Source organism: Candidatus Pelagibacter sp., from assembly GCF_052049975.1.
Taxonomy (GTDB): domain Bacteria; phylum Pseudomonadota; class Alphaproteobacteria; order Pelagibacterales; family Pelagibacteraceae; genus Pelagibacter.
Genome location: NZ_JBNGYZ010000002.1, coordinates 128,994 through 154,453, shown reverse-complemented (window position 1 = coordinate 154,453; position 25,460 = coordinate 128,994). Strand labels below are relative to the sequence as shown.

Annotated in this window: 27 protein-coding genes and 1 tRNA gene; 6 read left to right on the top strand and 22 right to left on the bottom strand. The window is 28.8% G+C overall.

Annotation, left to right across the window (positions count from 1 at the left end; all coding sequences use genetic code 11):
• Positions 1-7: 7 nt before the first annotated feature.
• The 11 genes from ACTT9U_RS04525 to ACTT9U_RS04475 all read right to left on the bottom strand — a co-directional run bounded on the left by ACTT9U_RS04525 (position 8) and on the right by ACTT9U_RS04475 (position 9,495).
• Entirely contained in the window at positions 8-2,113 is a 2,106-nt protein-coding gene (locus ACTT9U_RS04525) for a sodium-translocating pyrophosphatase (protein ID WP_440931995.1), read from the bottom strand.
• Positions 2,114-2,187: 74 nt separating this feature from the next.
• Positions 2,188-3,147, bottom strand: coding sequence for a thiamine-phosphate kinase (gene thiL / locus ACTT9U_RS04520; RefSeq protein ID WP_440931994.1), 960 nt, complete (start codon positions 3,145-3,147; stop codon positions 2,188-2,190).
• Complete coding sequence (locus ACTT9U_RS04515; protein ID WP_440931993.1) at positions 3,134-3,544, bottom strand: transcription antitermination factor NusB; 411 nt, start codon at positions 3,542-3,544, stop codon at positions 3,134-3,136. The genes thiL and ACTT9U_RS04515 overlap by 14 nt, the downstream gene beginning before the upstream one ends.
• Positions 3,541-3,927: a 6,7-dimethyl-8-ribityllumazine synthase gene (gene ribH / locus ACTT9U_RS04510; protein WP_440931992.1), complete on the bottom strand. Its 387-nt coding sequence runs from the start codon at positions 3,925-3,927 to the stop codon at positions 3,541-3,543. The genes ACTT9U_RS04515 and ribH overlap by 4 nt, the downstream gene beginning before the upstream one ends.
• Entirely contained in the window at positions 3,924-5,027 is a 1,104-nt protein-coding gene (ribB, locus tag ACTT9U_RS04505) for a 3,4-dihydroxy-2-butanone-4-phosphate synthase (RefSeq protein ID WP_440931991.1), read from the bottom strand. Before ribB ends, ribH begins: the two co-directional genes overlap by 4 nt.
• Positions 5,014-5,607 (bottom strand): riboflavin synthase, encoded by a 594-nt coding sequence (locus ACTT9U_RS04500; protein WP_440931990.1) that lies wholly within the window; start codon positions 5,605-5,607, stop codon positions 5,014-5,016. The genes ribB and ACTT9U_RS04500 overlap by 14 nt, the downstream gene beginning before the upstream one ends.
• Before the next feature lie 2 nt (positions 5,608-5,609).
• A complete protein-coding gene (ribD, locus tag ACTT9U_RS04495) occupies positions 5,610-6,716 on the bottom strand; it encodes a bifunctional diaminohydroxyphosphoribosylaminopyrimidine deaminase/5-amino-6-(5-phosphoribosylamino)uracil reductase RibD (protein WP_440931989.1) in 1,107 nt (368 codons plus the stop codon).
• Positions 6,697-7,155: a transcriptional regulator NrdR gene (nrdR, locus tag ACTT9U_RS04490; RefSeq protein WP_440931988.1), complete on the bottom strand. Its 459-nt coding sequence runs from the start codon at positions 7,153-7,155 to the stop codon at positions 6,697-6,699. The genes ribD and nrdR overlap by 20 nt, the downstream gene beginning before the upstream one ends.
• Positions 7,152-8,465: a serine hydroxymethyltransferase gene (glyA, locus tag ACTT9U_RS04485; RefSeq protein ID WP_440931987.1), complete on the bottom strand. Its 1,314-nt coding sequence runs from the start codon at positions 8,463-8,465 to the stop codon at positions 7,152-7,154. The genes nrdR and glyA overlap by 4 nt, the downstream gene beginning before the upstream one ends.
• Before the next feature lie 12 nt (positions 8,466-8,477).
• On the bottom strand, positions 8,478-8,903 hold the full coding sequence (gene rpiB / locus ACTT9U_RS04480; protein WP_440931986.1) for a ribose 5-phosphate isomerase B: 426 nt from the start codon (positions 8,901-8,903) through the stop codon (positions 8,478-8,480).
• A gap of 1 nt (position 8,904) precedes the next feature.
• On the bottom strand, positions 8,905-9,495 hold the full coding sequence (locus ACTT9U_RS04475) for an aspartyl/asparaginyl beta-hydroxylase domain-containing protein (RefSeq protein WP_440931985.1): 591 nt from the start codon (positions 9,493-9,495) through the stop codon (positions 8,905-8,907).
• A gap of 68 nt (positions 9,496-9,563) precedes the next feature.
• On the opposite strand from ACTT9U_RS04475, the gene hemB reads away from it, so the two are divergent.
• Entirely contained in the window at positions 9,564-10,553 is a 990-nt protein-coding gene (hemB, locus tag ACTT9U_RS04470; RefSeq protein WP_440931984.1) for a porphobilinogen synthase, read from the top strand.
• Here the strand turns inward: hemB and recO are convergent, their stop codons facing one another.
• Genes recO through dapA form a run of 10 tightly spaced genes read right to left on the bottom strand, consistent with a single transcriptional unit; the run spans position 10,554 to position 17,875 of the window.
• The gene (gene recO, locus ACTT9U_RS04465) at positions 10,554-11,231 is read right to left on the bottom strand and encodes a DNA repair protein RecO (protein ID WP_440931983.1); all 678 of its coding nucleotides are present in this window, start codon (positions 11,229-11,231) and stop codon (positions 10,554-10,556) included.
• Complete coding sequence (gene rnc, locus ACTT9U_RS04460; protein WP_440931982.1) at positions 11,228-11,893, bottom strand: ribonuclease III; 666 nt, start codon at positions 11,891-11,893, stop codon at positions 11,228-11,230. Before rnc ends, recO begins: the two co-directional genes overlap by 4 nt.
• Positions 11,893-12,630, bottom strand: a complete 738-nt coding sequence (gene lepB, locus ACTT9U_RS04455; RefSeq protein WP_440931981.1) for a signal peptidase I — start codon at positions 12,628-12,630, stop codon at positions 11,893-11,895. The genes rnc and lepB overlap by 1 nt, the downstream gene beginning before the upstream one ends.
• On the bottom strand, positions 12,627-13,013 hold the full coding sequence (acpS, locus tag ACTT9U_RS04450) for a holo-ACP synthase (RefSeq protein ID WP_440931980.1): 387 nt from the start codon (positions 13,011-13,013) through the stop codon (positions 12,627-12,629). The genes lepB and acpS overlap by 4 nt, the downstream gene beginning before the upstream one ends.
• Positions 13,014-13,016: 3 nt before the next feature.
• The gene (locus ACTT9U_RS04445; protein WP_440931979.1) at positions 13,017-13,736 is read right to left on the bottom strand and encodes a pyridoxine 5'-phosphate synthase; all 720 of its coding nucleotides are present in this window, start codon (positions 13,734-13,736) and stop codon (positions 13,017-13,019) included.
• Entirely contained in the window at positions 13,733-14,320 is a 588-nt protein-coding gene (gene pyrE, locus ACTT9U_RS04440; RefSeq protein WP_440931978.1) for an orotate phosphoribosyltransferase, read from the bottom strand. Before pyrE ends, ACTT9U_RS04445 begins: the two co-directional genes overlap by 4 nt.
• Positions 14,277-16,022, bottom strand: a complete 1,746-nt coding sequence (locus ACTT9U_RS04435) for a bifunctional (p)ppGpp synthetase/guanosine-3',5'-bis(diphosphate) 3'-pyrophosphohydrolase (RefSeq protein WP_440931977.1) — start codon at positions 16,020-16,022, stop codon at positions 14,277-14,279. Before ACTT9U_RS04435 ends, pyrE begins: the two co-directional genes overlap by 44 nt.
• A 20-nt stretch (positions 16,023-16,042) precedes the next feature.
• Positions 16,043-16,555, bottom strand: coding sequence for a 2-amino-4-hydroxy-6-hydroxymethyldihydropteridine diphosphokinase (gene folK / locus ACTT9U_RS04430; protein ID WP_440931976.1), 513 nt, complete (start codon positions 16,553-16,555; stop codon positions 16,043-16,045).
• A complete protein-coding gene (gene smpB / locus ACTT9U_RS04425) occupies positions 16,521-16,991 on the bottom strand; it encodes an SsrA-binding protein SmpB (protein ID WP_440931975.1) in 471 nt (156 codons plus the stop codon). Before smpB ends, folK begins: the two co-directional genes overlap by 35 nt.
• The gene (gene dapA / locus ACTT9U_RS04420) at positions 16,991-17,875 is read right to left on the bottom strand and encodes a 4-hydroxy-tetrahydrodipicolinate synthase (RefSeq protein ID WP_440931974.1); all 885 of its coding nucleotides are present in this window, start codon (positions 17,873-17,875) and stop codon (positions 16,991-16,993) included. Before dapA ends, smpB begins: the two co-directional genes overlap by 1 nt.
• A gap of 42 nt (positions 17,876-17,917) precedes the next feature.
• Here dapA and ACTT9U_RS04415 point away from each other — a divergent pair, with 42 nt between their 5' ends.
• Positions 17,918-20,170 carry a lytic transglycosylase domain-containing protein gene (locus ACTT9U_RS04415; RefSeq protein WP_440931973.1) on the top strand — a complete coding sequence of 751 codons (2,253 nt, stop codon included), beginning with the start codon at positions 17,918-17,920 and terminating at the stop codon, positions 20,168-20,170.
• On the opposite strand, the gene ACTT9U_RS04410 is transcribed toward ACTT9U_RS04415, so the two are convergent.
• Positions 20,171-20,262, bottom strand: a tRNA-Ser gene (locus tag ACTT9U_RS04410).
• Positions 20,263-20,330: 68 nt separating this feature from the next.
• On the opposite strand from ACTT9U_RS04410, the gene ACTT9U_RS04405 reads away from it, so the two are divergent.
• From ACTT9U_RS04405 to ACTT9U_RS04390, 4 genes are read left to right on the top strand one after another with little or no spacing between them, the layout of a single operon-like run.
• Complete coding sequence (locus tag ACTT9U_RS04405; protein WP_440931972.1) at positions 20,331-21,584, top strand: sarcosine oxidase subunit beta family protein; 1,254 nt, start codon at positions 20,331-20,333, stop codon at positions 21,582-21,584.
• Complete coding sequence (locus ACTT9U_RS04400) at positions 21,584-21,859, top strand: sarcosine oxidase subunit delta (protein WP_440931971.1); 276 nt, start codon at positions 21,584-21,586, stop codon at positions 21,857-21,859. The genes ACTT9U_RS04405 and ACTT9U_RS04400 overlap by 1 nt, the downstream gene beginning before the upstream one ends.
• Positions 21,860-21,868: 9 nt before the next feature.
• Positions 21,869-24,874 carry a sarcosine oxidase subunit alpha family protein gene (locus ACTT9U_RS04395; protein ID WP_440931970.1) on the top strand — a complete coding sequence of 1,002 codons (3,006 nt, stop codon included), beginning with the start codon at positions 21,869-21,871 and terminating at the stop codon, positions 24,872-24,874.
• The gene (locus tag ACTT9U_RS04390; protein WP_440931969.1) at positions 24,867-25,430 is read left to right on the top strand and encodes a sarcosine oxidase subunit gamma; all 564 of its coding nucleotides are present in this window, start codon (positions 24,867-24,869) and stop codon (positions 25,428-25,430) included. Before ACTT9U_RS04395 ends, ACTT9U_RS04390 begins: the two co-directional genes overlap by 8 nt.
• Positions 25,431-25,460: the final 30 nt, after the last annotated feature.

Here is a 25,460-nt window from a genome sequence, read left to right as displayed (position 1 = left end):
TTTTTTACTAACCAGCAATAACAGCTAATAACAATAATGCTACAATGTTCGTTATTTTGATCATTGGATTTACTGCTGGACCTGCAGTATCTTTATATGGGTCACCAACAGTATCACCTGTTACCGCTGCTTTGTGAGCTTCAGAACCCTTACCACCATGATTACCGTCTTCTATATATTTTTTTGCATTATCCCATGCTCCACCGCCAGCTGTCATTGATACAGCAACAAAAAGACCTGTGATAATCACACCTAATAACATTGCTCCAACAGATGCGAGAGCAGCTACTTGTCCCCCAATTGCAAGTATAACAAAATACAAAACAATTGGTGATAAAACTGGAAGTAGTGATGGAATAATCATTTCTTTAATTGCAGCAACAGTTAACAAATCAACTAGTTTAGCATAATCAGGTTTTTGTTTTCTTTTCATTATACCTGGAAATTTTTTAAACTGTCTTCTCACTTCTATAACAACAGCACCGCCAGCTCTTCCAACAGCTTGCATTCCCATAGAGCCAAATAAATATGGCAACATACCACCAATCAACAACCCAACAACTACATATGGATTTGATAAATCAAAAGTTACGATAATACCTTCTAAATTTGATCCAACCTCTTTAGAGAAATGTTTGATATCCTCTGTATAAGCAGCAAATAAAACTAGTGCACCTAAGCCTGCTGAGCCAATAGCATAACCTTTAGTTACAGCTTTTGTAGTATTACCAACAGCATCTAAAGCATCTGTAGTTTTTCTTACATTATTTGGAAGTTTAGACATTTCAGCAATACCACCAGCATTGTCAGTTACTGGACCATAAGCATCTAAAGCTACAACCATTCCAGCTAAAGCCAACATTGTAGTAACAGCAATAGCTATGCCATATAAGCCAGCAATATGGTTAGTTAATAAAATACCAGCAACTATGATTAAAGCTGGAACAGCTGTTGCCTCAAGAGATATTGCTAATCCTTGAATAACATTTGTTCCATGCCCAGTTGTCGATGACTTAGCAACACTTTTGACTGGTCTGTAATTTGTTCCAGTATAATATTCTGTTACCCAAATTAATAATCCGGTAATAACCAAACCTATAATTCCACAGTAATATAAATCTTTACCAGAAAAAGTTACATCATTAAATTTATAAATATTTTCTAAACCTAAAACATAATCAGTTACAGGATATAAAATTGCTAATGAAGTAACAGCCGAAACAACAAATCCTTTATATAAAGCATTCATTACATTTTTACTATTACCCAACTTGACAAAGAAAGTTCCAATAATTGATGTTAGTATACATGCCCCACCAATTGTTAGTGGATAAAGCATCATGTTTAAATCACCTACAAAGAAAATAGATGCTAAAACCATTGTAGCAACAATTGTCACAGCATAAGTTTCAAATAGGTCAGCTGCCATCCCTGCGCAATCACCAACATTGTCTCCAACATTATCTGCAATTACCGCTGGATTTCTTGGGTCATCCTCTGGTATTCCTGCTTCTACTTTACCTACTAAATCTGCACCAACGTCTGCACCTTTAGTAAAAATTCCACCACCTAATCTTGCAAAAATAGATATTAAAGAAGCGCCAAAACCTAGAGCAACTAAAGCGTTAACAATTTCTCTATCATCTACTCCTGCTTTTAATAAACAGTAGTAATAAACAGCAATAGCTAAAAGAGCTAATCCAGCTACTAACATTCCTGTTACTGCACCAGATTTAAAGGCAACAGACAAACCACTTGCTAAACCTTTTCTTGAGGCCTCAGCTGTTCTAACGTTTGCTTCAACAGAAACAAGCATTCCTACGTAACCAGCTATACCTGAAAAAGCAGCACCAATTAAATACCCAACACCTACTAATGGACTAAAAGCGTAACTAACAATTACAAGAACTACCACTCCTACTATAGCAATTGTTTTGTACTGTCTTGCTAAGTAAGCTTTAGCTCCGATTTGGATTGCAGATGCTATTTCTTGCATCTTATTGTTACCAGAGCTAGAGTTTAAAATGTTTTTTCCAGTAAAAAAACCATAAACGATAGATAAAAGCCCTGCGATAATTGTATAAATTAGAATATTTTCTTCAGTGTTGCTCATTTTAACCTTGATTATGTTGTTTGTTTAATAATGCCCGGACAATACAAAAAAAGTTATAAAAGGCAATAAAAACTTCAAAATTGGTGCTCAAAACCAGAGTAATTTAGCCTTATTTTATTGTGTTTTTCATCAATAATTATTGGACTTTTGCGTTTAGAAACTATCTTCCCAATTTTAGTTACCTTGATATTAAACTTTTTTGAAGCACTTTCAATGATTCTTGATCTCTTATTATTGGCAGTAAATAAGATCTGATAGTCATCTCCTCTTGAGATTACGTTTTGTAATAAAATTTTTTCACCAGAAATTATTTTTTTTAATTTTTTTGAAATAGGAATTTTATTAATATTAATTTCGTATGAAAGTTTTTGTTTATTTATCATTTTTTCAATATCTGCAAATAATCCATCGGAAATATCCATAGATGTATTTGCATGTTTTTTGATCATATGAACTAATTTAAGTTGAATTGATGGTAAATAATATTTTCCAATAAAATATTTTTTTTCAGAATTTGTTAGATTAATTTTTTTTTTTAATACATTTAGTCCGATGTAACTGTCTCCTAATTCGCCAGTTACATAAATATCATCATTAATTTTGGCATTATTCCTTTTTATTATATTAGAAGAATAGCCAATTGAAATTATAGTAAAGCTTAATTTAGAGGAATTAGTAGTGTCACCACCACAAAGTTTAATATTAAATTTTTTTTGTTCAGATTTTAAAGCTAAATGTATTTTGTTTAGATTTTTCTTTGAAAAGGTTTTTTTATTACCAGATCCAGAAATAAAATAATATTGTGGCCTCACACCCTTGCAAACTAGATCAGAAATGGATGAACGTAAAATTTTTTTTAAAACTAATTCTGGATTTTTAAAGTTCAAAAAATGGTTGCCTTCAACGTAAGTATCAACAGAAATAGCTAATTTCTTAGTCCTATCGAAAAAAATATCATCATTTAAATTTAAAGCTCCGGGATTTTTTTTTGTTAAACTGGAAAAATATTTTTTTATTATTTCAAATTCTTTCATTTGAATTTCTTAAATTTTTTCCAACTACATCTAGTAAAGCATTTAAATATTTGGTCTGATTTTTTTCGATAAAATAATTTGAAGCATTTAAATATTCTTTGATTATTATATTTATCGACAAATTTGGCTTGTATAGTAATTCAAAAGTAGCTGCTTTTAAAATAATAAAAAATAATTTATCAAAAGATTTTTCTTTAAGATTAATTTCTAAATTTTTATTTAATTCTTCTTCCAAATATTCATTTCTTTCAATAGAGCCACTTACAACATCTTTAATAAATTTTTTGAATCTATGTTTGGGAAATTCAAGTATTTCTTCTTTATTTATAAAATAACTGTAAAGTTTTTGAATAATAATTACTCTTGGGTTATTTTTAGGACTATATTGAATTTTCATTTAATAGATAATATTGAAATAACAGCATTAGCTGCCTCTAAACCCTTTTTCTTTCTTTCTATTGCTTGTTTCATATTAAGACATGTAATTATTCCATTACCTATTGGTTTTTTGTTTTCGACTGATAAGCTCATAATTGCATTTGTAGTTGCCTGAGATATAAAATCGAAATGAGGAGTTTTTCCTTTAATAACACAACCAAGAGCTAAAAAACCATCATAGTCCTTTATCTTCTTTGTGATTGTAACTGGAATTTCAAATACGCCTGGTACTAATAACTCATCAATTTTATAATTAGTAGATAATCTTGATTTTGCACTTTTTAAAAGTCCATTATAAATTTCTTTGTAATAATCAGATCCAACAATTAGAATTTTTTTCATTTTATAATTTCTTGTTTCACAATTTTTATATCATAACCATCAAGACCAATAACTTTTTTTGGCGATTTTGTTATTAATATCATATTTCTTATGTTTAAATCTTTTATTATTTGAGCACCTATTCCATAATTTCTAATTAATTTATCATTACCTTTTTTATAAAAAGTTTTATTTTCATAGTCTTTAAGTGTTTGAGATACAGATTTTAGATTACTATCCTTGATAAAAACCAAAACACAATTACTGAACTTCTTAAAATAATTTAAAGTTTTATTAAAAGAATTTGGTAATTGTTGATTTATCAAATAGTTCTGAACAACGTTAGAAGAAATCACTCTTACACGCGGTGTAGTTTTTTTATTCAATTTTCCCTTAATTAAAGCAAAATGCTCTGAACCATCCAAAACATTTTCATATATTCTAATGTTGTAAGTATTATTTTTAAATTTAATTGATGATTTTTCTTTTAGTTTGATTAATTTTTCCTTTTTAAGTCTATAAGAAATTAAATCCTCTATTTTTCCTATTTTTAAATTATGTTTCTTAGCAAAATCATGCAACTCTTTACCTTTAGACATTGTGCCATCATCGTTCATAATTTCACAAATTACAGCTGAGTTATTTTTTTTTGCTAATTTAGAAATATCAACTGAAGCTTCGGTGTGTCCTGCCCTAACTAAAACACCTCCATCACGAGCAATTATTGGAAATATATGTCCTGGTGAAACAATGTCTTTTTTATTAGCATTTTTTTTACTAGCAACTTTAATTGTTTTTGCTCTGTCTCTTGCTGATATACCTGTGGAAATACCTTTTCTTGCTTCTATTGAAACTGTAAAAGCTGTTTTGTTTCTGGACTCATTTTTAGGTGACATTAAACTTAAATTTAATTTTTTTGCTTGATTACTATCCATCGCTAAACAAATTAGACCTCTCCCATATTTAGCCATAAAATTTATATTTTTTGTATTGGCACAAGAAGAAGGTATTATTAAGTCACCTTCATTTTCTCTTTTTTCATCATCAACTAAGATGAACATCTTATTTTTCTTAGCATCTTTAATGATTGATTCAATTGATGAAAAATTATTTTCTAACATTTAAATAATTTCTTACATATTTTGACAAGATATCAATTTCAATATTGACAATACTGCCTTTTGATAATTTAGAAAGATTAGTTAATTTAAAAGTATGAGGAATAACCCATATTTCAAAACCATTTTGAGTTAATTTTGAGATTGTTAACGAAATTCCATTTATACTTATTGACGCTTTTTCAATTAATTCTTTTCTAAATTTTTTATCAATTTGAAATTTGAACAAATAAGATTTATCTATTTTTGAAATTAATAATATTTTACCAACAGTGTCTACATGACCTTGGCAGATATGTCCTGATATAGACTGTTTGTATTTTAATGGTAATTCAAGATTTAAAGTACTTCCTACTTTAATATTTCGAAAATTAGATCGGTTTATAGTTTCGTTGGATAGATAAAATTCTAATATACCTTTTTTTACTGAGATCAATGTTAAACAAACACCGTCACACGCAACAGATATTCCTAAATCTTTCTTTTTAAGTTTTAGATCAGTTTTAAGGAAAATATTTAGCCCTTTAGGCCTTTTTATTATCTTTTTTAAAGTCCCTTGATTAAAAATAATACCATTAAACATTATTAATTTTTATATAATATTATTTTGTCTTTATCACTAAGATTAGTTAATTTTGTTTTAAATTTGAATTTACTTAATTTTTCAAAATAATCTTTAAAAAAAACACTGTTCTTTTTAAATTTTATATTTTTTTTATTCTCAATTAGGTAAAATCTATCAATTAGTTTTTCCTTTAAAAAACTATTTGTAAGTATATTCCCTCCTTCAACTAACAAGTTTCTGCAGCCTTTTTTATATAAATTCTTTAATATAAATTTTAAGTCTAATCGATTGTATTTATCAATTTTTGCTTTAATCAATTTCAAATGATTTTTTTTTAGAAATTTAATTTTTTGTTTATCACTAGAATTAAAATAAATTAATGTTTTGAAATGTTTTGCATTTTTAAAAATATAAGATTTCATATCGATATCCAAATCTTTATCTAAAATTACTCTTATAGGTGAATATCGTTCGTATCCTTTTAGTCTACAATTTAATTTTGGATTATCTATATTTAAAGTTTTAGATGATATCAAAATTGAGTCATTTTTGTATCGTAAGTAATGTGTAAACTTATCAGTTTCTTTATTTGTGATTTTTTTAAAATAATCACTATAAATTAAATCATTTTTAGTTTTTGCAATTTTTCCAGTAACATAGGGTAATTTTTTTAATCTATTTTTATAATATGGTTTGTAAAGTTCTCTAATTTTTTTTGATAATAAATTTTTTTTTACAATTATGTTATGTTTATTTAGAATTTTTCTCGACTTACCATTAACTTTTTTATCTATATCATCAATGCCATATATAACTTCTTTAATTTTGTTTTTGATAATAATGTTTGTGCATGGGGGTGATTTTCCATAATGAGAACAAGGTTCTAAGGTAATGTACATCTTGGCATTTTCTAAATCTTCAATTGAAGAATTAATCGCATTTCTTTCTGCGTGTGGTCTACCATTCTCGTTTGTTGATCCTATTGAAATTATTTGATTATCTTTAACAATTATACATCCTACTGCTGGATTATTTCCTGTTAAACCATGTTTTGCACTTGCTAATTTAATAGCAATATTCATGAATTTTTTGTCTAGTTTGGTAAATCTATCTGTTTTTGTAGACATCTATCTTGTCAACAAATTGAACAAAATCTTTTTCTTCTCTAAAATTTCTGTAAACAGAAGCAAATCTCACATAAGCAACCGGGTCTAATTCTTTAAGACCCTCCATAACTAAAGTTCCTATTGTATTAGTTGAGATTTCATTTTGACCAAGTTCCTCTAAAGATCTTGAAACTTTACTTATGAATTTTTCTACCGTTTCTGTATCTAGTGGTCTCTTTTTTAATGCGATATAAATAGACTTGGCAAGTTTATCACGGTCAAATGCTGATTTTCTTCCATTTTTTTTAACGACCATTAATTCTCTGTATTGAATACGTTCAAAAGTGGTAAATCTTTCACCGCAAACACACAATCTCCTTCTTCTTATTGCTGTACCATCTTCTGTTGGCCTAGAGTCGACCACTGAAGTGTCTCCTTTTTTTTTACAAGGACATATCATTTTCTCAAATGTTTATATATTGGAAATGATGAACATAAGTTTACAACTTCATTTCTAACTTCAGCTTCAATTTTAGAATTGTCTTCAGGATTTTTAGATAGACCTTCAATTACTTTTGTAATCAATTCACCAACTTTTTTAAATTCATTCAGGCCAAATCCTCTTGTTGTAGCTGCTTGAGATCCTAAACGGATACCTGATGTAACCATAGGGCTTTCAGTATCAAATGGTATGCCGTTTTTATTACATGTAATATTTGCTCTGGACAAACTGTCAGCTGCCATATTTCCTTTGACGTTATAAGGCCTTAAATCAACTAACATTAAATGGGTATCAGTTCCACCAGAATAAATTTTAAAACCATTATTCTTTAAAGTCTCAGCTAGCATCTTTGCATTAGCTAAAACGTTAGAAATATATGTTTGGAATTCAGGTTTAAGTGCTTCAAAAAAACCTGCTGCCTTACCAGCTATCACATGCATCAAAGGTCCACCCTGATAACCAGGAAATACTGCTGTGTTAAATTTTTTGGCTAAATCTTCGTGGTTAGTTAAAATAATTCCACCTCTTGCACTTCTGAAAACTTTGTGTGTTGTAGATGTAACAACATGTGCATAGTCACAAGGATTTGGATATCCTTTCCCTGCAACCAAACCAGAGAAATGTGCCATATCAACCATTAAATAAGCACCAACCTTGTCTGCAATTTCTCTAAATTTTTTGAAATCAATTACTCTAGAATATGCACTTCCTCCAGCAATAATTACTTTAGGTTTATTTTCAATTGCCAATCTTTCAACTTCATCATAATCAATTAAACCTGTTTCTTTATCGACATCGTAACCAATTGGATTAAACCATTTCCCAGACATTGAAATTTTTAATCCATGAGTGATGTGCCCACCAGAGTTTAAACTCATACCCATAAAAGTATCATTAGGTTTAAGCAATGCTAAAAATACTGCGCCATTTGCTTGCGCTCCTGAGTGAGGTTGAACATTAGCAAATTTACAATTGAATAATTTTTTAAGTCTTTCTATTGCTAAATCTTCAGCAACATCAACATGTTCACACCCATTGTAATATCTTTTGCCAGAATATCCTTCAGCATATTTATTTGTTAATACTGAACCTTGGGCATCTAAGACAGCTTGAGATACAATATTTTCTGAAGCTATTAATTCAATATGATTTTGTTGTCTTATTAATTCATCATTAATTGCTTTGAAAAGTTCTGGATCACTATCAGATAATCTTTTTTCAAAAAAATTTTGGTAATCGTTATTTAAATAATTTGTTTCGCTAGACATATATTTTCCTCATTAAATTTTTTTTACTCTTTTTATATGTCTTCCACCTTCAAACTTAGTTTTCATAAAAGCTTCTATACATTTTAGAGCTGTATTTTTATTAATTAATCTTGAACCTAATGTAATAATATTTGCATTATTATGCAATCTAGATAATTTTGTATTTTTTACTGAATAACACAATGCTGCTCTTATATTTTTATGTCTATTTGCAGCCATAGACATTCCCATGCCCGATCCGCAGACAAGAATTCCTATATTAGTGTTTTTTTTGGAAACCTTTTTACATAATTGATGTGCATAATCAGGATAATCGACTGAATTTTTATCAGTAATTGGACCTAGATCATCAATGCTAATTTCTTTATTTAATTTTTTCTTTATGAATTCTTTTAAAGAGAAACCAGCGTGGTCTGAGGCTATATATATTTTATTCAAATTAATTAAATTTATGATTTAAAACACAGGCAACAATATGAATTCTATCCTCTTCCCCACCATTAAAAAAATTATGATACTTGGTATTATTTGTTATCCAAGCATGACCATCTGCTGGCATATGTTTAGCTACGTTGTCTATAACCATAATACAGCCAGGATTTGTAATAATTGGAATATGTAACCTTGGTTCAGGATCTCTATGCCAACTTAAAGTTGATCTTGGTTGTTTTAATAAAATTCTAACTCTTCCTAACTTGTAATGTTTAGATAAAGTATCATAGACTTCTTTAAAGTACGTGTCCTTATAATCGTCAATAAATTCAGAATATTTTTCCTCATCAACATTTACATCTCTTACAACTTCTTTACCTGTTGAATCGGGTTTTGTCCAAAAGACACCTCTAGCTTTATGACCTTTTATTGAGTCTGGATCACCAGGTATTTGTGTTAATGATATTGCTCCAAAATTTGTTATTTCCTCTGGAGTTTCAAAATTCTTGATTTTGACAACTTCTTTATATGCTGATTGTAATTTGTCTAAGTCAAATTTTATATTTAGTTTAAGAAAATCGTTAAAATTTAAATTCATCAGATTTGTAATACAATTTCTAAAATTTAATTGTATAATACATTTGTCGCATTATACAATTACTTAATATGATTACGGGAAAATATCCAAACTTAAGACTTAGACGTAATAGAAAACAACAGTGGATTAGACGTCTAACTCAAGAAAATACTTTAACGCCTGATGACTTTATTCTGCCAATCTTTCTTACTGAAGGAAAAAATAAAAAAGATGAAGTAAAATCAATGCCAGATGTTTATAGATATTCAATTGATAGATTAAGTCAGATTACAGATAAAGCCCTTAAACTAGGTATACCTATGGTTGCTTTATTTCCAAAGACAAATGAAAAATTAAAAAATGATCTTGGAACTGAAGCTTTGAATGAAAATAATTTAGTTTGTAAAGCAATAATAGAAATTAAAAAAAAATACAAAAATCAAATTGGAATTATGTGCGATGTTGCATTGGACCCATACACCTCACATGGACATGACGGTTTAATCAAATCAAATAAAATAATTAATGATGAAACAATAGAAGTTTTGATTAATCAATCTTTACTTCAAGCAGAAATGGGATGCGATGTGTTAGCTCCATCCGATATGATGGATGGTCGTATAGGGAAAATAAGAAAAGCATTAGATAAAGAAAATTTTAAAGATGTTCAGTTATTATCATATGCAGCTAAATATGCTTCAGGTTTTTATGGTCCTTTTAGAGATGCGGTAGGTTCAAATAAATTCTTAAAAGGAGATAAAAAAACTTATCAAATGGATTTTAGAAATACAGATGAGTCATTGAGAGAAATTGCGTTAGATATAAAAGAAGGTGCAGATATGGTAATGGTGAAACCTGGAATACCCTATCTAGATATTATAAAAGGGATTAAAGATAAGTTTAAAATTCCTGTTTTCGCTTATCAAGTATCTGGAGAATATAGTTTATTGTCTAATGCAATTAATTCCAAAATACTTAAAGAGCATGTAATTTTTGAGACATTAATGTCTTTTAAAAGAGCTGGTGCAAACGCAATTGTAAGTTATTACGCAGACAGACTTGATAAAATTTTAAAATAATTATTGAATAGAATTTATAAAGGAAACTCTATTTTTTGGAAAAGATAAGTTATTAGGTTTAAGTATAGATTTTTCTAAAAAATCACCTACAAGTTTTAAGCCAGCTAAAAGATCTTTGTTTTCTGCGATTATATTTTTTTCAATTAAAAAATTAGGAATTTTTCTTTTTTCAATAGATGATGTTGTTAAATATTCTATTTTATTGTTATTAATTTCTTTTTTTACCAATTTGTCTAATTCTAAATTATAACCTAGCTTACTAAATAGTTCTAACTCCCAATATATATATTTTTGTATCCAATTATCTGATTGAAGTAATTCAAAAAAGTTTTCTACAAGATTAAAAACATCTAAATTTTTTTGAGCCTCTGCTGTAAGAATCTTAACCAATTGCATCGCTGAGATAAGACAATTTAATTTTTCTTTATTATCAAAAAAATATGGTGAAGATGCATTAATTATCTCAAATTTAAAGTATCCAATTCTGTTTTCATTTTTTGAATTATAATTAGCAAACAATTTATTTCCAATTTGTAAATAATTTTTAATTTTTTTTGATGTACCACCAAAAACAATACCCGAAACTTTTCCATGATCTTTAGTATACAGTTCAACAATTAATGAATTTTCATTATATTTATTTTTTGAAATTAGATATCCTGAGTCATCCCAAATCATAAATTTAAACTTTCTAGGCACTTGATAGCAGCATTTTGCTCTGCAATCTTCTTAGAGCTACCTTTAGCTGTAAATTTTTTTGAGTTATGTATTTTTACACTTACTTCAATAATTGGTTGGTGTCTTGGTCCAGTGTTGGAAATTAATTTATATTCTGGTAATTTTTTAAAATTTTTTAAAGAGAATTCTTGAAGTTTTGTTTTTGCATCTACACGTGTAATTTTACTTTGAGAAATTTCTTCACTCCAAAAATTAAGAATGAATTTTTCAACAACGTTAAACCCTTTGTCTAAATAAATTGCTCCAATTAGAGCCTCACAACTATCCGATATTACTTTATCTTGAGGTGGTATTTTAGAACGTTCAGAATTAAGAGTTAATATAAATTTTTCTAAATTTATTTTTTTAGCTATCGAAAGACATGTTTTTTTATTAACTAAGGATGCAAATTTTTTATCAAGGCTTCCTTCTTTTTCATCAGGATAAATTTCTAACAATTTTTTTGAAATTACTAAACCAAGAACTCTATCACCTAAAAATTCAAGTTTTTCGTTATTATTTATTGAGTCAAAACTTTTATGCGTTAAGGATTTTTTCAATTTATCTTTATCTTTAAAAACAATGCCTATTTTTTTTTCAAGAAGATTGTATTTGATATTCATTAAATTATTCTTTTTAAAAACCTGTCAAATCTAATTGATTTTGGCCATTTCCAAAATTCAAAAAAACTACCAATATTTTTATCAGAAGAAAAAAAAATAAATTGTGCTTTACCAACAAGGTTATCTTTATGAACATATCCAACGCTAGATAAAAATCTACTATCTTTAGAGCAATCTCTATTATCTCCTAAAAAAAAATAATGATCTTCTGGTACGGTGAAAAGATCTGAATTTTGAAAACTATAGTTTTTTAAATAAACAGTATTGTAAGATTTACCATTAGGTAAATTTTCTTCAAAAGTAAAAACCTCAATCTGATTATTTCCACAATAGATTATATCTTTTTTGGAAACTCTTGATTTGAATATTTCATTGTTATTCAAATATAAATTTGAATTTACAAATTGAATTGTATCACCTGGAAGACCGATTAAACGTTTTATGTAATCAGTTCTATTGTCAGCTGGTGTTTTGAATACTATGACGTCTCCTCTACTTGGTTCACTAAAGAATAATCTTCCTTTATAAATCGGCGGACTAAATGGAAATGAGTGCTTGCTATAACCATATGTATATTTTGTTACAAATAGTCTATCACCAACTAATAAAGTTGGTTCCATTGATGAGGATGGTATATAAAAAGGTTGTAGGAAAATTGATCTTATAAATACAGCAATTATTAATGCATAGAATAATGTTTTTACGTTCTCATTAAAAAAATTTTTATCTATTTTCATTTTGTTTGTATTGTTACGAAAGCAACTGAGTATGATTTCTCATCTGATAATGAAAGAAAAAAATTAAAAGAGTTAATTTTTGTTAATCGTTTTAAAATTTTCTTTAATTTATTATTTATATTAAAATAAGGCTTTCCCAGATTGTCATTTAGTATTTCTATGTCTTTAAAATTTAAACCTTTACGAAAGCCAGTACCCAAAGATTTTGCAAACGCTTCCTTTGCTGCAAATCTTTTTGCATAAAAACCAATATTGTTTTTTTCTAATTTAGATAAATTTATTTCATTTTTTGTAAAAATTCTTTTTATAAAATCTTTGTTTTTAGTAGCTTTTCTCATTCTATCATTCTCTACAATATCAACACCTATACCTATTATTTTCATTTGTTATTTTTTAATTATATTTTTGAATTTTTTAATGACTTTTGACAGACCATCAAAAACGGACTCGCCAATTATAAAATGACCTATATTAAATTCTTGAATTTCTTTTATTTTACAAAGTAATTTAGTAATTTTATAATCTAATCCATGACCAGCGTGTACTTCAATACCAAGTTGATTAGCCAAATTAGAGCATTTTTTTATCCTTAAGAATTCTTGATAATATTTTTTGTTAGCTTTTATTAAATTCGCCAACTTGCCTGTATGAATTTCAATGCAGTCAACATCCAAATCTTTTGATAAATAAATGTCCTCTATGTTTGCATCTATAAACAAACTTGTTCGGATATTTTTGCTCTTAAATTTTTTTATTATGTTACGTAATTTATTTCTATTTTTTTTTATATTCAAACCTCCTTCTGTAGTAACCTCTTTTCTATTTTCAGGTACTATGCAAATAAAATTTGGCATTATTTTTAAAGCTTTTTTTACAATTTCAGAGTTCATGGAGATTTCTAAATTAACCAAAATATTTTTTTGATTACATATATTTTTAGCATCTTTGTCATTAATATGTCTTCTGTCTTCTCTTAAATGAATTGTTACTGAGTCTGCGCCATGTTTAGTTACGAATTTAGATGCTAAAAAAGGATCAGGATGTTTTTCACCTCTCGCGTTACGAATTGTTGCTATATGGTCTATATTAACTCCTAGTCTTTTCATTTAAGAAATCTGCTCCCAGGTTTTGTGATTTTAACATTTTTAAGCTCAGCTGGAATTTCATTTTTTTTGTAAGTTGGCACATCTATTCGTAGATGTGAAACAATTTTAGACTTAATCTTTAAAGAATTTTTTGATGACCTATTTATTATAGATGCAAATCCAACAAGTTTTGCTTTAGATTTATTAATCAACTTTACACACTCTAAACTAGATTTTCCAGTCGTGATTACATCTTCTATTATTAATACTTTAGCACCTTTTTTTATATTAAAGCCTCTTCTTAATTGAAATTTTCCCTCTACTCTTTCGCAAAAAATAGTTTCTTTTTTTAACAATCTGCCAATTTCATAGCCTATAATAATTCCACCCATCGCAGGCGCTAAGATCAAATCAATTTTTTTAAAGTTTTTTTTAATTTCTTTTGCTAGAGAATTGCATATTTCTTTAGCTAAGTAAGGAAAACTTAATAGCTTTGCACACTGTATATATTTTGAAGAATGTAAGCCTGAAGATAAAACAAAATGTCCCTCTAATAATGCATCAGTTTTTTTTAAAATATTTAAGGATTTTTTGTGTGAAAGCATTTCGTTTTTCTTCGTGTCTAATTATTTTAAATTTTATATTCTTTTGTTTTAGTTCTGCAATAAAATTAGTGAAGTTTTTTAAGTCTCTAATTATCAATTGAAATTTAAAATTTATATATTTTGGATTTTTACCAACCATTTCAACTTTTGATATATTTAGTTTATGATCTCCAATTAACGTAGAAATATTTCCTAATTGACCAGGTTCGTCTGGCAAAGATATCCATAAGGTGGTATTGTATTTTTTAGTTCTTTCTTCTTTTTTTTCACCTTTATCATGCCAGTATCTCCTAATGGCAGCACGTGCTTTACCTGTTTTGGTTATTGGGATCCAATGTAAAGAAGGTGAATGGTTTTTTGAAGTTAAAATATTAACTCTATCACCATTTCTTAAAATAGATTGTAGTTCACTTTTATTACCATTAATTTCACAACCAATTGCACTATTTCCTACTGTTGTATGAACTGCATAAGCAAAATCAATAGGTGTTGCATTTTTTGGTAATTTAATTACTGAGCCCTTTGGTGTAAAACAAAATACATTTTCTTGGAACATTTGTAATTTAGTATACTCGTAAGAATGCTCAGGATTTTCATTTTTTTCAATAATTTCTACTAAATCTTTTAACCAATCATATTCTTTCCAACTTAATGAGTTAAATTTTTCTGATGACTTATATTGCCAATGTGAAGCAATACCCCGCTCAGCAAATTCATGCATTGATGCCGTTCTTATTTGTATTTCAATAGGTTTTTGGTTAGGTCCAATTACAGAAGTATGTAGAGACTTATATCCGTTTATTTTAGGCGATGAGATATAATCTTTAAATTTTCCAGGAACACAATTCCACTTTTTATGAAATATTCCTAAAGTTTTATAACAATCATCGATAGAATTTAAAATTATTCTAAAACCTATTATGTCTGTAATTTGTTCAAGTGATATTCTTTTCTTTTGAACCTTACGCCAAATTGAAAAAGGTGTTTTCTCTCGCCCATAAATTTCTGCAAATATTCCATGATCATTTAAAAGCTGAGATAATTCTAATGAAATATTTTCAAAATTATTTTTTTTATCATCTTTAATCTCGTCTAATTGTTTTTTTATTAATTTTCTTGCATCATTATTGAGTATACGAAAGCATATATCTTCTAGTTCATCTCTAATTCTATGCATGCCCATTCTGTTAGCAAGAGGTGCATAAATTTCCATTGTCTCTTGAGCAATTCGTTTTTTTTTTTCTTCTTTGCTAATTGCATCAATGGTTCTCATATTGTGTAATCTATCTGCGATTTTAACCAACAATACTCTTATATCTTTTGAGGTTGCTAAAATTAATTTTCTAAAATTTTCTGCTTTAGAGTTAGAAACTGCTGTGTTTTCAAAGACAGATATTTTAGTCACGCCATCTACTAAATCAGCTACTTCTTCACCAAATTCATTTTTAATAGTTTCATAAGTTGCATATGTATCCTCTATAGTGTCATGCAGAAGACCTGTAGCAATTGTTGCACTATCTAATTTTAATTCAGTCAAAATGTTTGCAACTGCAATTGGATGAACAGAATATGGATCGCCTGACGCTCTTTTTTGATCTTTATGAGCTTTAACTGCAAAATTATATGCTTTATCTAATTTTTCAGGATTTAAAAATTTATTATAAACTTTGATTTTGTTAATCAATTCTTCAGAATTAATCATAAAAACACTATATCATTAATTTAGACTTGTTTAATAGATCTAATATCTTTATTTGAAAGAAGACCTATCAATTTTTTAATATTTTCTTTTGTTTTTGGATGTTTCCATGTTTTTGTTATTTCATACATTGGAATTAACACAAAATTTCTTTTATGCATAAGTCTGTGAGGCAATATAATCCTATTTTTTGATATAATGCCATTATAATCAATTATATCGATATCACATTCTCTTGGAGAGTTTCTTGATGATTTCTTTCTACCTAAATCTTTTTCAATAAGTTTACAAAATGACAATAAGTTTTGTGGAGTTAAGATTGTCTTAACTTTTAAAACAATGTTTAAAAATTTTGGTTTATTTGGATCAGGCCATGATAAACTCTCATAATAATTTGATACACAAATTATTTTTAAATGATCTGAGTGAAGTTTGTATTTTGAAACTTCAATATTTTGTTTTCTATTACCTAAATTTGAACCAATGCCTAAATAAACTATCTTAGCTTGTTTTCCTAATATATCTTGCTTTATCACGATTCCAGTCTCTAGTTTTTTTTGTAGCTCTTTTGTCGAATTGTTTCTTGCCTTTTGCAACTGCAATTTCTATTTTGGCTTTTCCTTTTTTAAAATACATTTTTGTTGGGACTAATGTAAAACCATCTCTTTGCATCTTACCAATCAATTTATTTATCTCTTTCTTATTTAGTAACAATTTTCTCTCATCTAAAGGCTTATGATTTGAAAAACTTGCTTGTTTATAAGTAGCTATATGAGAGTTAATTAAAACTATTTCTCCATTTTTCTCTACAGCATAGGAGTCTGCTATATTCACTTTGCCGTCTCTTACTGATTTAATTTCTGAACCTTTGAGAATAATTCCAGCTTCAAATAAATCTTCAAAAAAATAATTAAAGCTTGCTTTTCTATTTAAGCATATAATTTTTAAACCAGAATTGGTTTTTGTATTCATTACAACAATTTAGCTGAAACTAAAGCTTTCTTAACAATGTCTTGAGTATTTGATGTTACTTTAACCAAAGGTAATCTTACACTATCGTCACAAAGACCCAAAAGTTTTGCTGCATATTTAACAGGACTAGGATTACTCTCAACAAACATGGAATGATGTATTGGTTGTAAAATTTTATCTAATTTTATAGCTTCATTTTGAGACTCTTTGTTATCTTTCTCATTTGAAAACTTTTGAAATTGTGAACAAATTTTTGGAGCAATGTTTGCTGTTACACTTATAGCTCCAACTCCCCCTCTTTTATTGAATTCTAAAGCATTATCATCATTACCAGTTAATTGAATAAAATCTTTTCCCATTTTTTTTAATTGTTGATCTACTCTATCCAAATTTCCTGTAGCATCTTTTACACCTACAATATTTTTTAATTCAAAAAGTTTTGCCATTGTGTCTACTGACATGTCAATAACGGATCTGCCAGGTATATTATAAATTATAATTGGTAGCCCAGAATTATCATTAATAGCTTTATAATGTTGATAAAGTCCTTCTTGAGTTGGTTTATTATAATATGGAGTAACAATAAGTGCTCCGTTAGCTCCTGCTTTCTCAGCGTGCTTTGTAAGTGATATTGCCTCCTCTGTTGAATTTGATCCCGTTCCTGCAATTACAGGTATTTTGCCACCACTTTCTTTGACACACAAATCAATAACTTTTTGATGTTCTTCATGACTTAAAGTTGGAGATTCTCCAGTAGTTCCAGCTGGCACTAATCCATTTGTTCCATTTTCCATGTGAAAATGAATTAGTTTTATGAAAGCTTCCTCATCAAGTTTATTTTCTTTAAAAGGTGTAATTAAAGCAACATTTGATCCTTTGAACATAAATACTTATAACATAGTTTAAAGATTCATTTACTAAAAAACATGAAAAATTTAACATTTTTTATAATTATTATAACGTTATTTTTATCTTCAAAATCTTTCTCTGAATTCATTAATTTAAAGATCATCCCAGTAAAAAAACCAATACTTAATCAAACTGAAATAGAAAAAAGATTAGCCAAAGAAGAATTAAGACCCATGCCAAAGCCAGGCACTGTAAAACACAAAGAAAAATTAATAACAAAAGAACCAAAAATCGATAAAAAATTAAAAATTGATCAAAAAAAGTCAGAAAAAAATTTAAAAGCTGAATTAATTCTTCCTAGGAAAAAACCTATAACAATCAATACAAAAAAAACAGAGACTGTATATAAATCAAAATATTACTCCAAGAAAGATTTTGCTTTAGCTAAAAAGGCAATTTCTGAAATGGAAAAAGGTAAATGGAAGTCAGCTGTTTCAAATGCAAAAAAAGCTAAGGATCAATCAATATATAATTTTATTCAATGGAGACACTTGTTAACAAAAGGAAATCAAGCTTCATTTTTTGATTATAAATTTTTTATAGATAAAAATGAAAGATATCCAAGAATTGGTAGAATAAAGTACCTAGCTGAACATAAACTTTCAGTTGAGAAAATATCTTCTAAAAAAATAATTAATTGGTTTGGAGATGAAGAGCCGCTCAGTGGTTATGGTAAACTCATTTTAGGTGAAAGCCTAATTGAAACTGGAAAAATTGAAGAAGGTACAAAATTAATCAAGAGCGGATGGATAGAAGCTGAATTATCAAAATCAGAATTAAGATTTTTTAGAAAGAAATATAAAAAATATCTTAATGCAAATGATTATATTAAAAGAGCAGATTCTTTAGCCTGGAAAGGTAAACATTGGGATTTAAAAAGATTGTTAAGATATTTGCCTAAAGATTATGAACTTCTTTATAATGCCAGACAAATTTTAATATCAAAATCTTATGGTGTTGACCAAGCAATTACTAATGTACCAGATAAATTAAAAAATGATCCAGGTCTTAATTATGATCGATTAAAATGGAGAAGAAAAAGAGGAAGAGTTGATAGTTCTTTAGAAATTTTACTTAAAATTAAAAACACTAAAGATTATATGAAATATCCTGAGAAGTGGTGGAAAGAAAGAGAAATAATTGCAAGATCATTAATATATAAAAAAAAATATGAAACTGCTTATCGCTTAACTAGCAATCATGCTATGACACAAGGAGCTGATTTTGCAGCAGCAGAATGGATGAGTGGTTGGATAGCGTTAAGTTTTTTAGATGATCCAATTTTAGCAATAGATCATTTTAGAAATTTTTATAACAATGTTAGCTATCCTATAAGCTTATCTAGAGGTGCGTATTGGCTTGGAAAATCTTATGAAAATATTGGAGATAAAGATTCTGCTTTAAATTGGTATGAAGAAGCCACAAAATATATGACAACATATTATGGTCAACTTGCATCAAGAAAAATTGATCCCAATAGAAAATTTGAACTTTCATTAGAAAGTCAAATTGATGAAAAATATAAAAAAAATTTTTATGATAAAGATCTTGTAAGAGTGGTTTATTTATTAGATGAATTAAATAAAGATAAATATACTAAACATATTTTAAGATTTTTAGCACAAGATAATATTCAAAATGGAAGCGAACCTCTTGCAGCTGAGCTTGCTACTAAAATTGAAAGATATGATTTTGCAATTCAAGTTTCTAAAATTGCTTCTTATGAAAAAAGATTTCACAATAAATTTAATTATCCCGTTATAAGCACTCCCATTTACGTTAATGGAAGAAAAATACCAGAGAATGCTTTTATATTGTCATTGATTAGACAAGAAAGTGAATTTGACTTAAGTGCTAACAGTCACGCTGGTGCAAAAGGTTTAATGCAACTTATGCCTTACACAGCTAAACTTGTAGCGAAACAAGCAAAACTTCCCTATTCAAAATCCCGATTAACTACTGATCCTGAATATAATATTAACTTAGGATCACATTATATAGCTGGTCTAATTTTAGAATATGACGGTGCTTATCCGTTTGCAATTGCAGCATATAACGCAGGACCAAAAAGAGTAAAATATTGGAAGAAGCTAAATAAAGATCCACAGAAAAAACAAATAGATTATGTTGATTGGATTGAACTCATTAAATTTAGGGAAACAAGAAATTATGTTCAACGTGTTTTAGAAAATTACAATGTTTATCGATATATACTTGAACGAAAACCTATAACTGTTAAAAATTTCTTTAAGGATGATCCACTTTATTGATGGCGGAGAGAGAGGGATTCGAACCCTCGGTACAAGTTTCCTCGCACGGTCATTTAGCAAACGACTGGTTTCAGCCTCTCACCCATCTCTCCACAAGAAAAATCAATACTTTTGATTGTATTGAATATTCAATATTTATAAAGTAATTATTCTAAAATTTATGAAAAACAAGTACTCAATTTTTTCTCTAATAAAAAATGCATTTTCTTACCATGAAAATTGGGAGAAAGCTTGGAAAGATCCTGAGCCAAAAAAAGAATATGATGCCGTTATAGTTGGTGGTGGTGGCCACGGACTTGCTACAGCTTATTATTTATCAAAAAAACACAATATGAAAAACATTGCTGTTGTAGAAAAAGGCTGGATTGGTGGTGGTAATACAGGAAGAAATACTACGATAATAAGATCAAACTATCTATGGGATGCAAGTGCTGGCTTATATGATCATGCTTTAAAAATTTGGGAAGGTTTATCACAAGAACTAAATTACAATGTAATGTTTAGTCAAAGAGGAGTAATGAACTTAGCTCATAATCTTCAAGACGTAAGAGATTTAAAAAGAAGAACTCACGCTAATAGACTTAATGGTATTGATGCAGTTTATTTAAGTACTGAAGAAGTAAAAAAATTTTGTCCTATTATAAATACTTCACCAGATATACGTTACCCTGTTCTTGGTGGTACTTTGCAAAGACGTGCTGGAACAGCTAGACACGATGCAGTTGCTTGGGGTTATGCAAGAGGTGCGGATGAAATGGGAGTGGATATCATTCAAAATTGTGAAGTAAAGGGTATTAAAAGAAATGGTGATGCTGTTGAAGGAATTGAGACAACGAAAGGATTTATAAAAACCAAAAAAATCGGAGTTGTAGCAGCTGGTCATTCAAGTGTAATTGCAAATATGGCTGGACTGAAATTGCCTTTAGAGAGTAAACCGTTACAAGCTTTAGTTTCTGAGCCTGTTAAACCAATTATCGATACAGTCGTTATGTCAAACGCTGTACATGCTTATGTAAGTCAATCAGATAAAGGAGAATTAGTTATTGGTGCCGGAACCGATGATTATGTTTCATATTCACAAAAAGGGAGTCACGATATTGTTGAAGGGACATTAAATGCAATTTTAGAACTCTACCCAATATTTAGTAGAATGAGAATGTTAAGACAATGGGGAGGGATAGTAGATATTTGTCCTGATGCAAGTCCTATAATTAGCAAAACCTCAATCAAAGGATTGTACTTTAATTGTGGTTGGGGAACTGGTGGATTTAAAGCAACTCCTGGTTCTGGAGATTTGTTTGCTCACACAATTGCAAATGATGAACCACATAAATTAAACGCTGCATTTAATATCAATAGATTTGTTAGTGGTGATTTAGTTGATGAACATGGAGCAGCTGCAGTAGCACACTAATGTTTGTAATACATTGTCCTTTTTGTGGTGAAAGAGAGCAAAGCGAATTTAAAGCTGGTGGTGAAGCTCATATAGTTAGACCTAAACAACCAACAGAACTCAGTGATGATGAATGGGCAGAATATTTGTTCATGAGAAAAAATATTAAAGGTATACAGTTTGAAAGATGGAACCACGCTCATGGATGTAGAAAATGGTTCAATATGGTTAGAGATACATCAAATGATCAGATAAAAGCTGTTTATAAAATGGGTGAAAAACCCCCTATTGAATAGAAAATATTTATGTCAAAAAATCTAAGAGTTAAATCTAGTTCGCATATTGATGAAACAACAAGAATTTCATTTAAGTTTAATGGTAAAAAATTATTTGGTTTCAAAGGTGATACACTAGCCTCAGCGTTACTTGCAAATAATATTCATTTAGTTGCAAGAAGTTTTAAATATCATAGGCCAAGAGGAATTATGACATCAGGTTCAGAAGAGCCTAATGCAATTGTCCAATTACATGATAATTCTTCAAGAACTGAACCTAATGTAAGAGCAACTGAAATTGAACTTTACGAAGGTTTAGAAGCCTCTAGTCAAAATTGTTGGCCCAGTGTTAATTTTGATATAGGTGGTATTAATAATTTTTTATCCCCTCTTCTTCCAGCTGGTTTTTATTACAAAACTTTTATGTGGCCTGCTAGCTTTTGGGAAAAATATGAATACTTTATTCGTAAATCAGCTGGCCTTGGTAAGTCTCCAACTGAAACAGATCCTGACATTTATGATCATAAATATATTCACTGTGATGTTCTTGTAATTGGTGGAGGTATATCAGGAATAATCGCTGCAAAGTGTGCTGCAAAAAATGGTTTAAAAACTTTAATTGTTGATGAAAAGCCAAATTTAGGTGGAACAACAATTTATCAAAATAATGATCATTTTAAAATAAATGATGAAAATTCTTCAAAGTGGTTACAGAACGAAATTGATAGTTTAAAAAACTTTGAAAATTTAGAAGTAAAAACAAGAACTAGTGTTGCAGCATATCATGGCTACAATTTTGTTTTAGCAAGAGAAAATTTAACTGATCATATTGAAATCTCAAAAAGAGAAAATAGAGTAAGACAAAGATTACTAAAAATTAGAGCAAAAAAAGTTATTACAGCAACCGGTTCTATTGAAAGACCACTTATATTTAATAATAATGATAGACCAGGAATATTGCTTTCATCAGCAATTAAAAAATATGCTGATTTTTATGGAGTTAAAAGTGGTGAGGAAATTGTTTTATTCACTAATAATGATACTGCTTATGAAACTGCTCTTTCATTAAGTGATAAGGGAGTCAAGGTTAAAGCAATTGTAGATATAAGGGATGCTAATGAAAATAGATTAATAAAATCAATAAAAGATTTAAACATTAAAATTTATAATAACCATACTGTCGTAGATACAAAAGGTCATAAAAGAATTAATAAAGTTTCTATAATGGAATTGTCTAAGGATGGGACTTCAGTTATTGGAAATAAAATAGATATAAATTGTGATTGTCTTGGAATGGCTGGTGGATGGACGCCTGCGGTACATTTGTTTACACAATCTGGTGGAAAATTAAAATTTAGAGATAGCGATAATATATTTGTCCCTAACCTATATAGCTCTGACCAAATTAGTGTGGGAGCTTGTAATGGTGATTTTGAATTAAGCGATATACTTTCTGTATTACCTGATCAAATAAATAAGTTTCTTAGTATTAATGAGGAAAGTTTTAAAAATGTTCAAGTTACATCTCCGAAGGATAATAGTTATAGAAATATATGGTTGTTACCATCTGATAAAATTTTAGGAAAAACAAAACCTTTTGTGGACTATCAAAATGATGCTACAGCAAAAGATATAAAATTAGCTTTAAGAGAAGGATTTAGATCTATTGAACATGTAAAAAGATACACAACAACTGGCATGGGTACTGATCAGGGTAAACTTGGAAATATGCATGCACTTGGAATAATTGCAGAAACAGCAAAAGTTCAAATGGGAGAATTAGGAACAACAACTTTTAGACCACCCTACACTCCATTAACATTTGGAACAATTGTTGGAAGAAATGTTGGTGAATATTTTGATATCTTTAGAAAAACACCAATGCATGATTGGCATGTTGAACATAAAGCTGAATTTGAAAATGTAGGACAATGGAAAAGAGCTTGGTATTATCCTAAGAACAATGAAGATATGCATCAAGCTGTCCAAAGAGAAAGTAAAGCTGCAAGAGAAAGTGCTGGTATTTTAGATGCATCCACATTAGGTAAAATTGATATTCAAGGAACAGATGCTTCAGAGTTTTTAAATCGTGTCTATACAAATGCATGGTCTAAACTTGGAATTGGAAAATGTAGATATGGCTTAATGCTAAATGAAGATGGTATGGTATACGACGATGGAGTTACAACTCGTCTAGGAGAAAATCATTATATCATGACTACAACAACGGGTGGCGCTGCAACTGTTCTTGGTAAGTTAGAAGATTATCTACAAACTGAATGGCCAGAACTTGATGTTTATCTTACTTCAGTTACTGATCATTATGCAACAGCAAGTGTTTGTGGACCAAACAGTAAAAAAATTCTTTCAAAATTAATTCCAGATTTAGATTTGTCAGATGAAAATTTCCCACACATGTCATTTAAAGATGCAACTATTGGAAAGATAAAATGTAGAGTTATGAGAATTAGTTTTACTGGTGAACATAGTTATGAAATCAATGTTCAGGCAAATTATGGAAAGTCTGTTTGGGAAAAATGCATGGAAGCTGGGAAAGAATTTAATATTACTCCCTATGGAACAGAAACAATGCATTTATTAAGAGCAGAAAAAGGATTTATAATTGTTGGCCAAGATACAGATGCAACGATGACACCTATTGATTTACAAATGGATTGGATAGTCAGTAAGAAAAAATATGATTTTATTGGAAAAAGATCGTTATACAGATCAGATACAATAAGAGAAGATAGAAAACAATTAGTTGGTCTTTTAACAGAAAATCCTAACGAAATTCTAGAAGAAGGTGCTCAAATTGTTGCTGAAACCAACAAAGAACCTGTAGAAATGTTAGGACATGTTACTTCAAGTTATTTCAGTCCTAACCTTAATAAATCAATAGCACTTGGAGTTGTTAGAGGTGGAAAAAACATGTTGGGTCAAAAATTATTTGTGCCAATGGAAAATAAAATAATCAATGTGACTGTTGCTGATCCAGTTTTTTTAGATAAAGAAAATAAAAGGTTAAATGCTTAGTTATAATAATACCATAAAAGAAACAAAAGAATATTCTGGTTTAAAAATTCAAGAATTAAAACCAATAATGAAACTTAATTTAAGGGGTAAAAAAAGAGAATTTTTGTCTGCGGTTGGAAAATCTCTCAATATGCTTTTGCCTACAGAGAGTAACACATCAACCTCAAGTGAAAACTATACAGCGCTTTGGCTAAGTCCAGATGAGTGGATGCTATATTCAAATAATGAAATGAATGAAAGCGATAATAGTTATGAAGTAGAAAATGAACTTATCAGTAATGTAAGTAAAGTTAATTTAGGAGCTATAACTGATGTAACAGATCATTTTGTGCTTCTTAAATTAAGTGGAGACAAAATTTATGAATTATTTTCAACAGGTTCGCCATTTAATTTTAATGAGTTTCAAAAAAAAAACGGTGCTGTAACACAAACATTGTTAGCTAAAATAGATGTTATTATTCACAATATAGATAAAAAAAATGTAAATCTATTTGTGCGAAGATCTTTCTCTGAACATCTTTTCTCCTGGATTAATGATAGTGCGTCAAGATTGTAAGCTTTAGCGGCAAGTTGACAATAATAATTC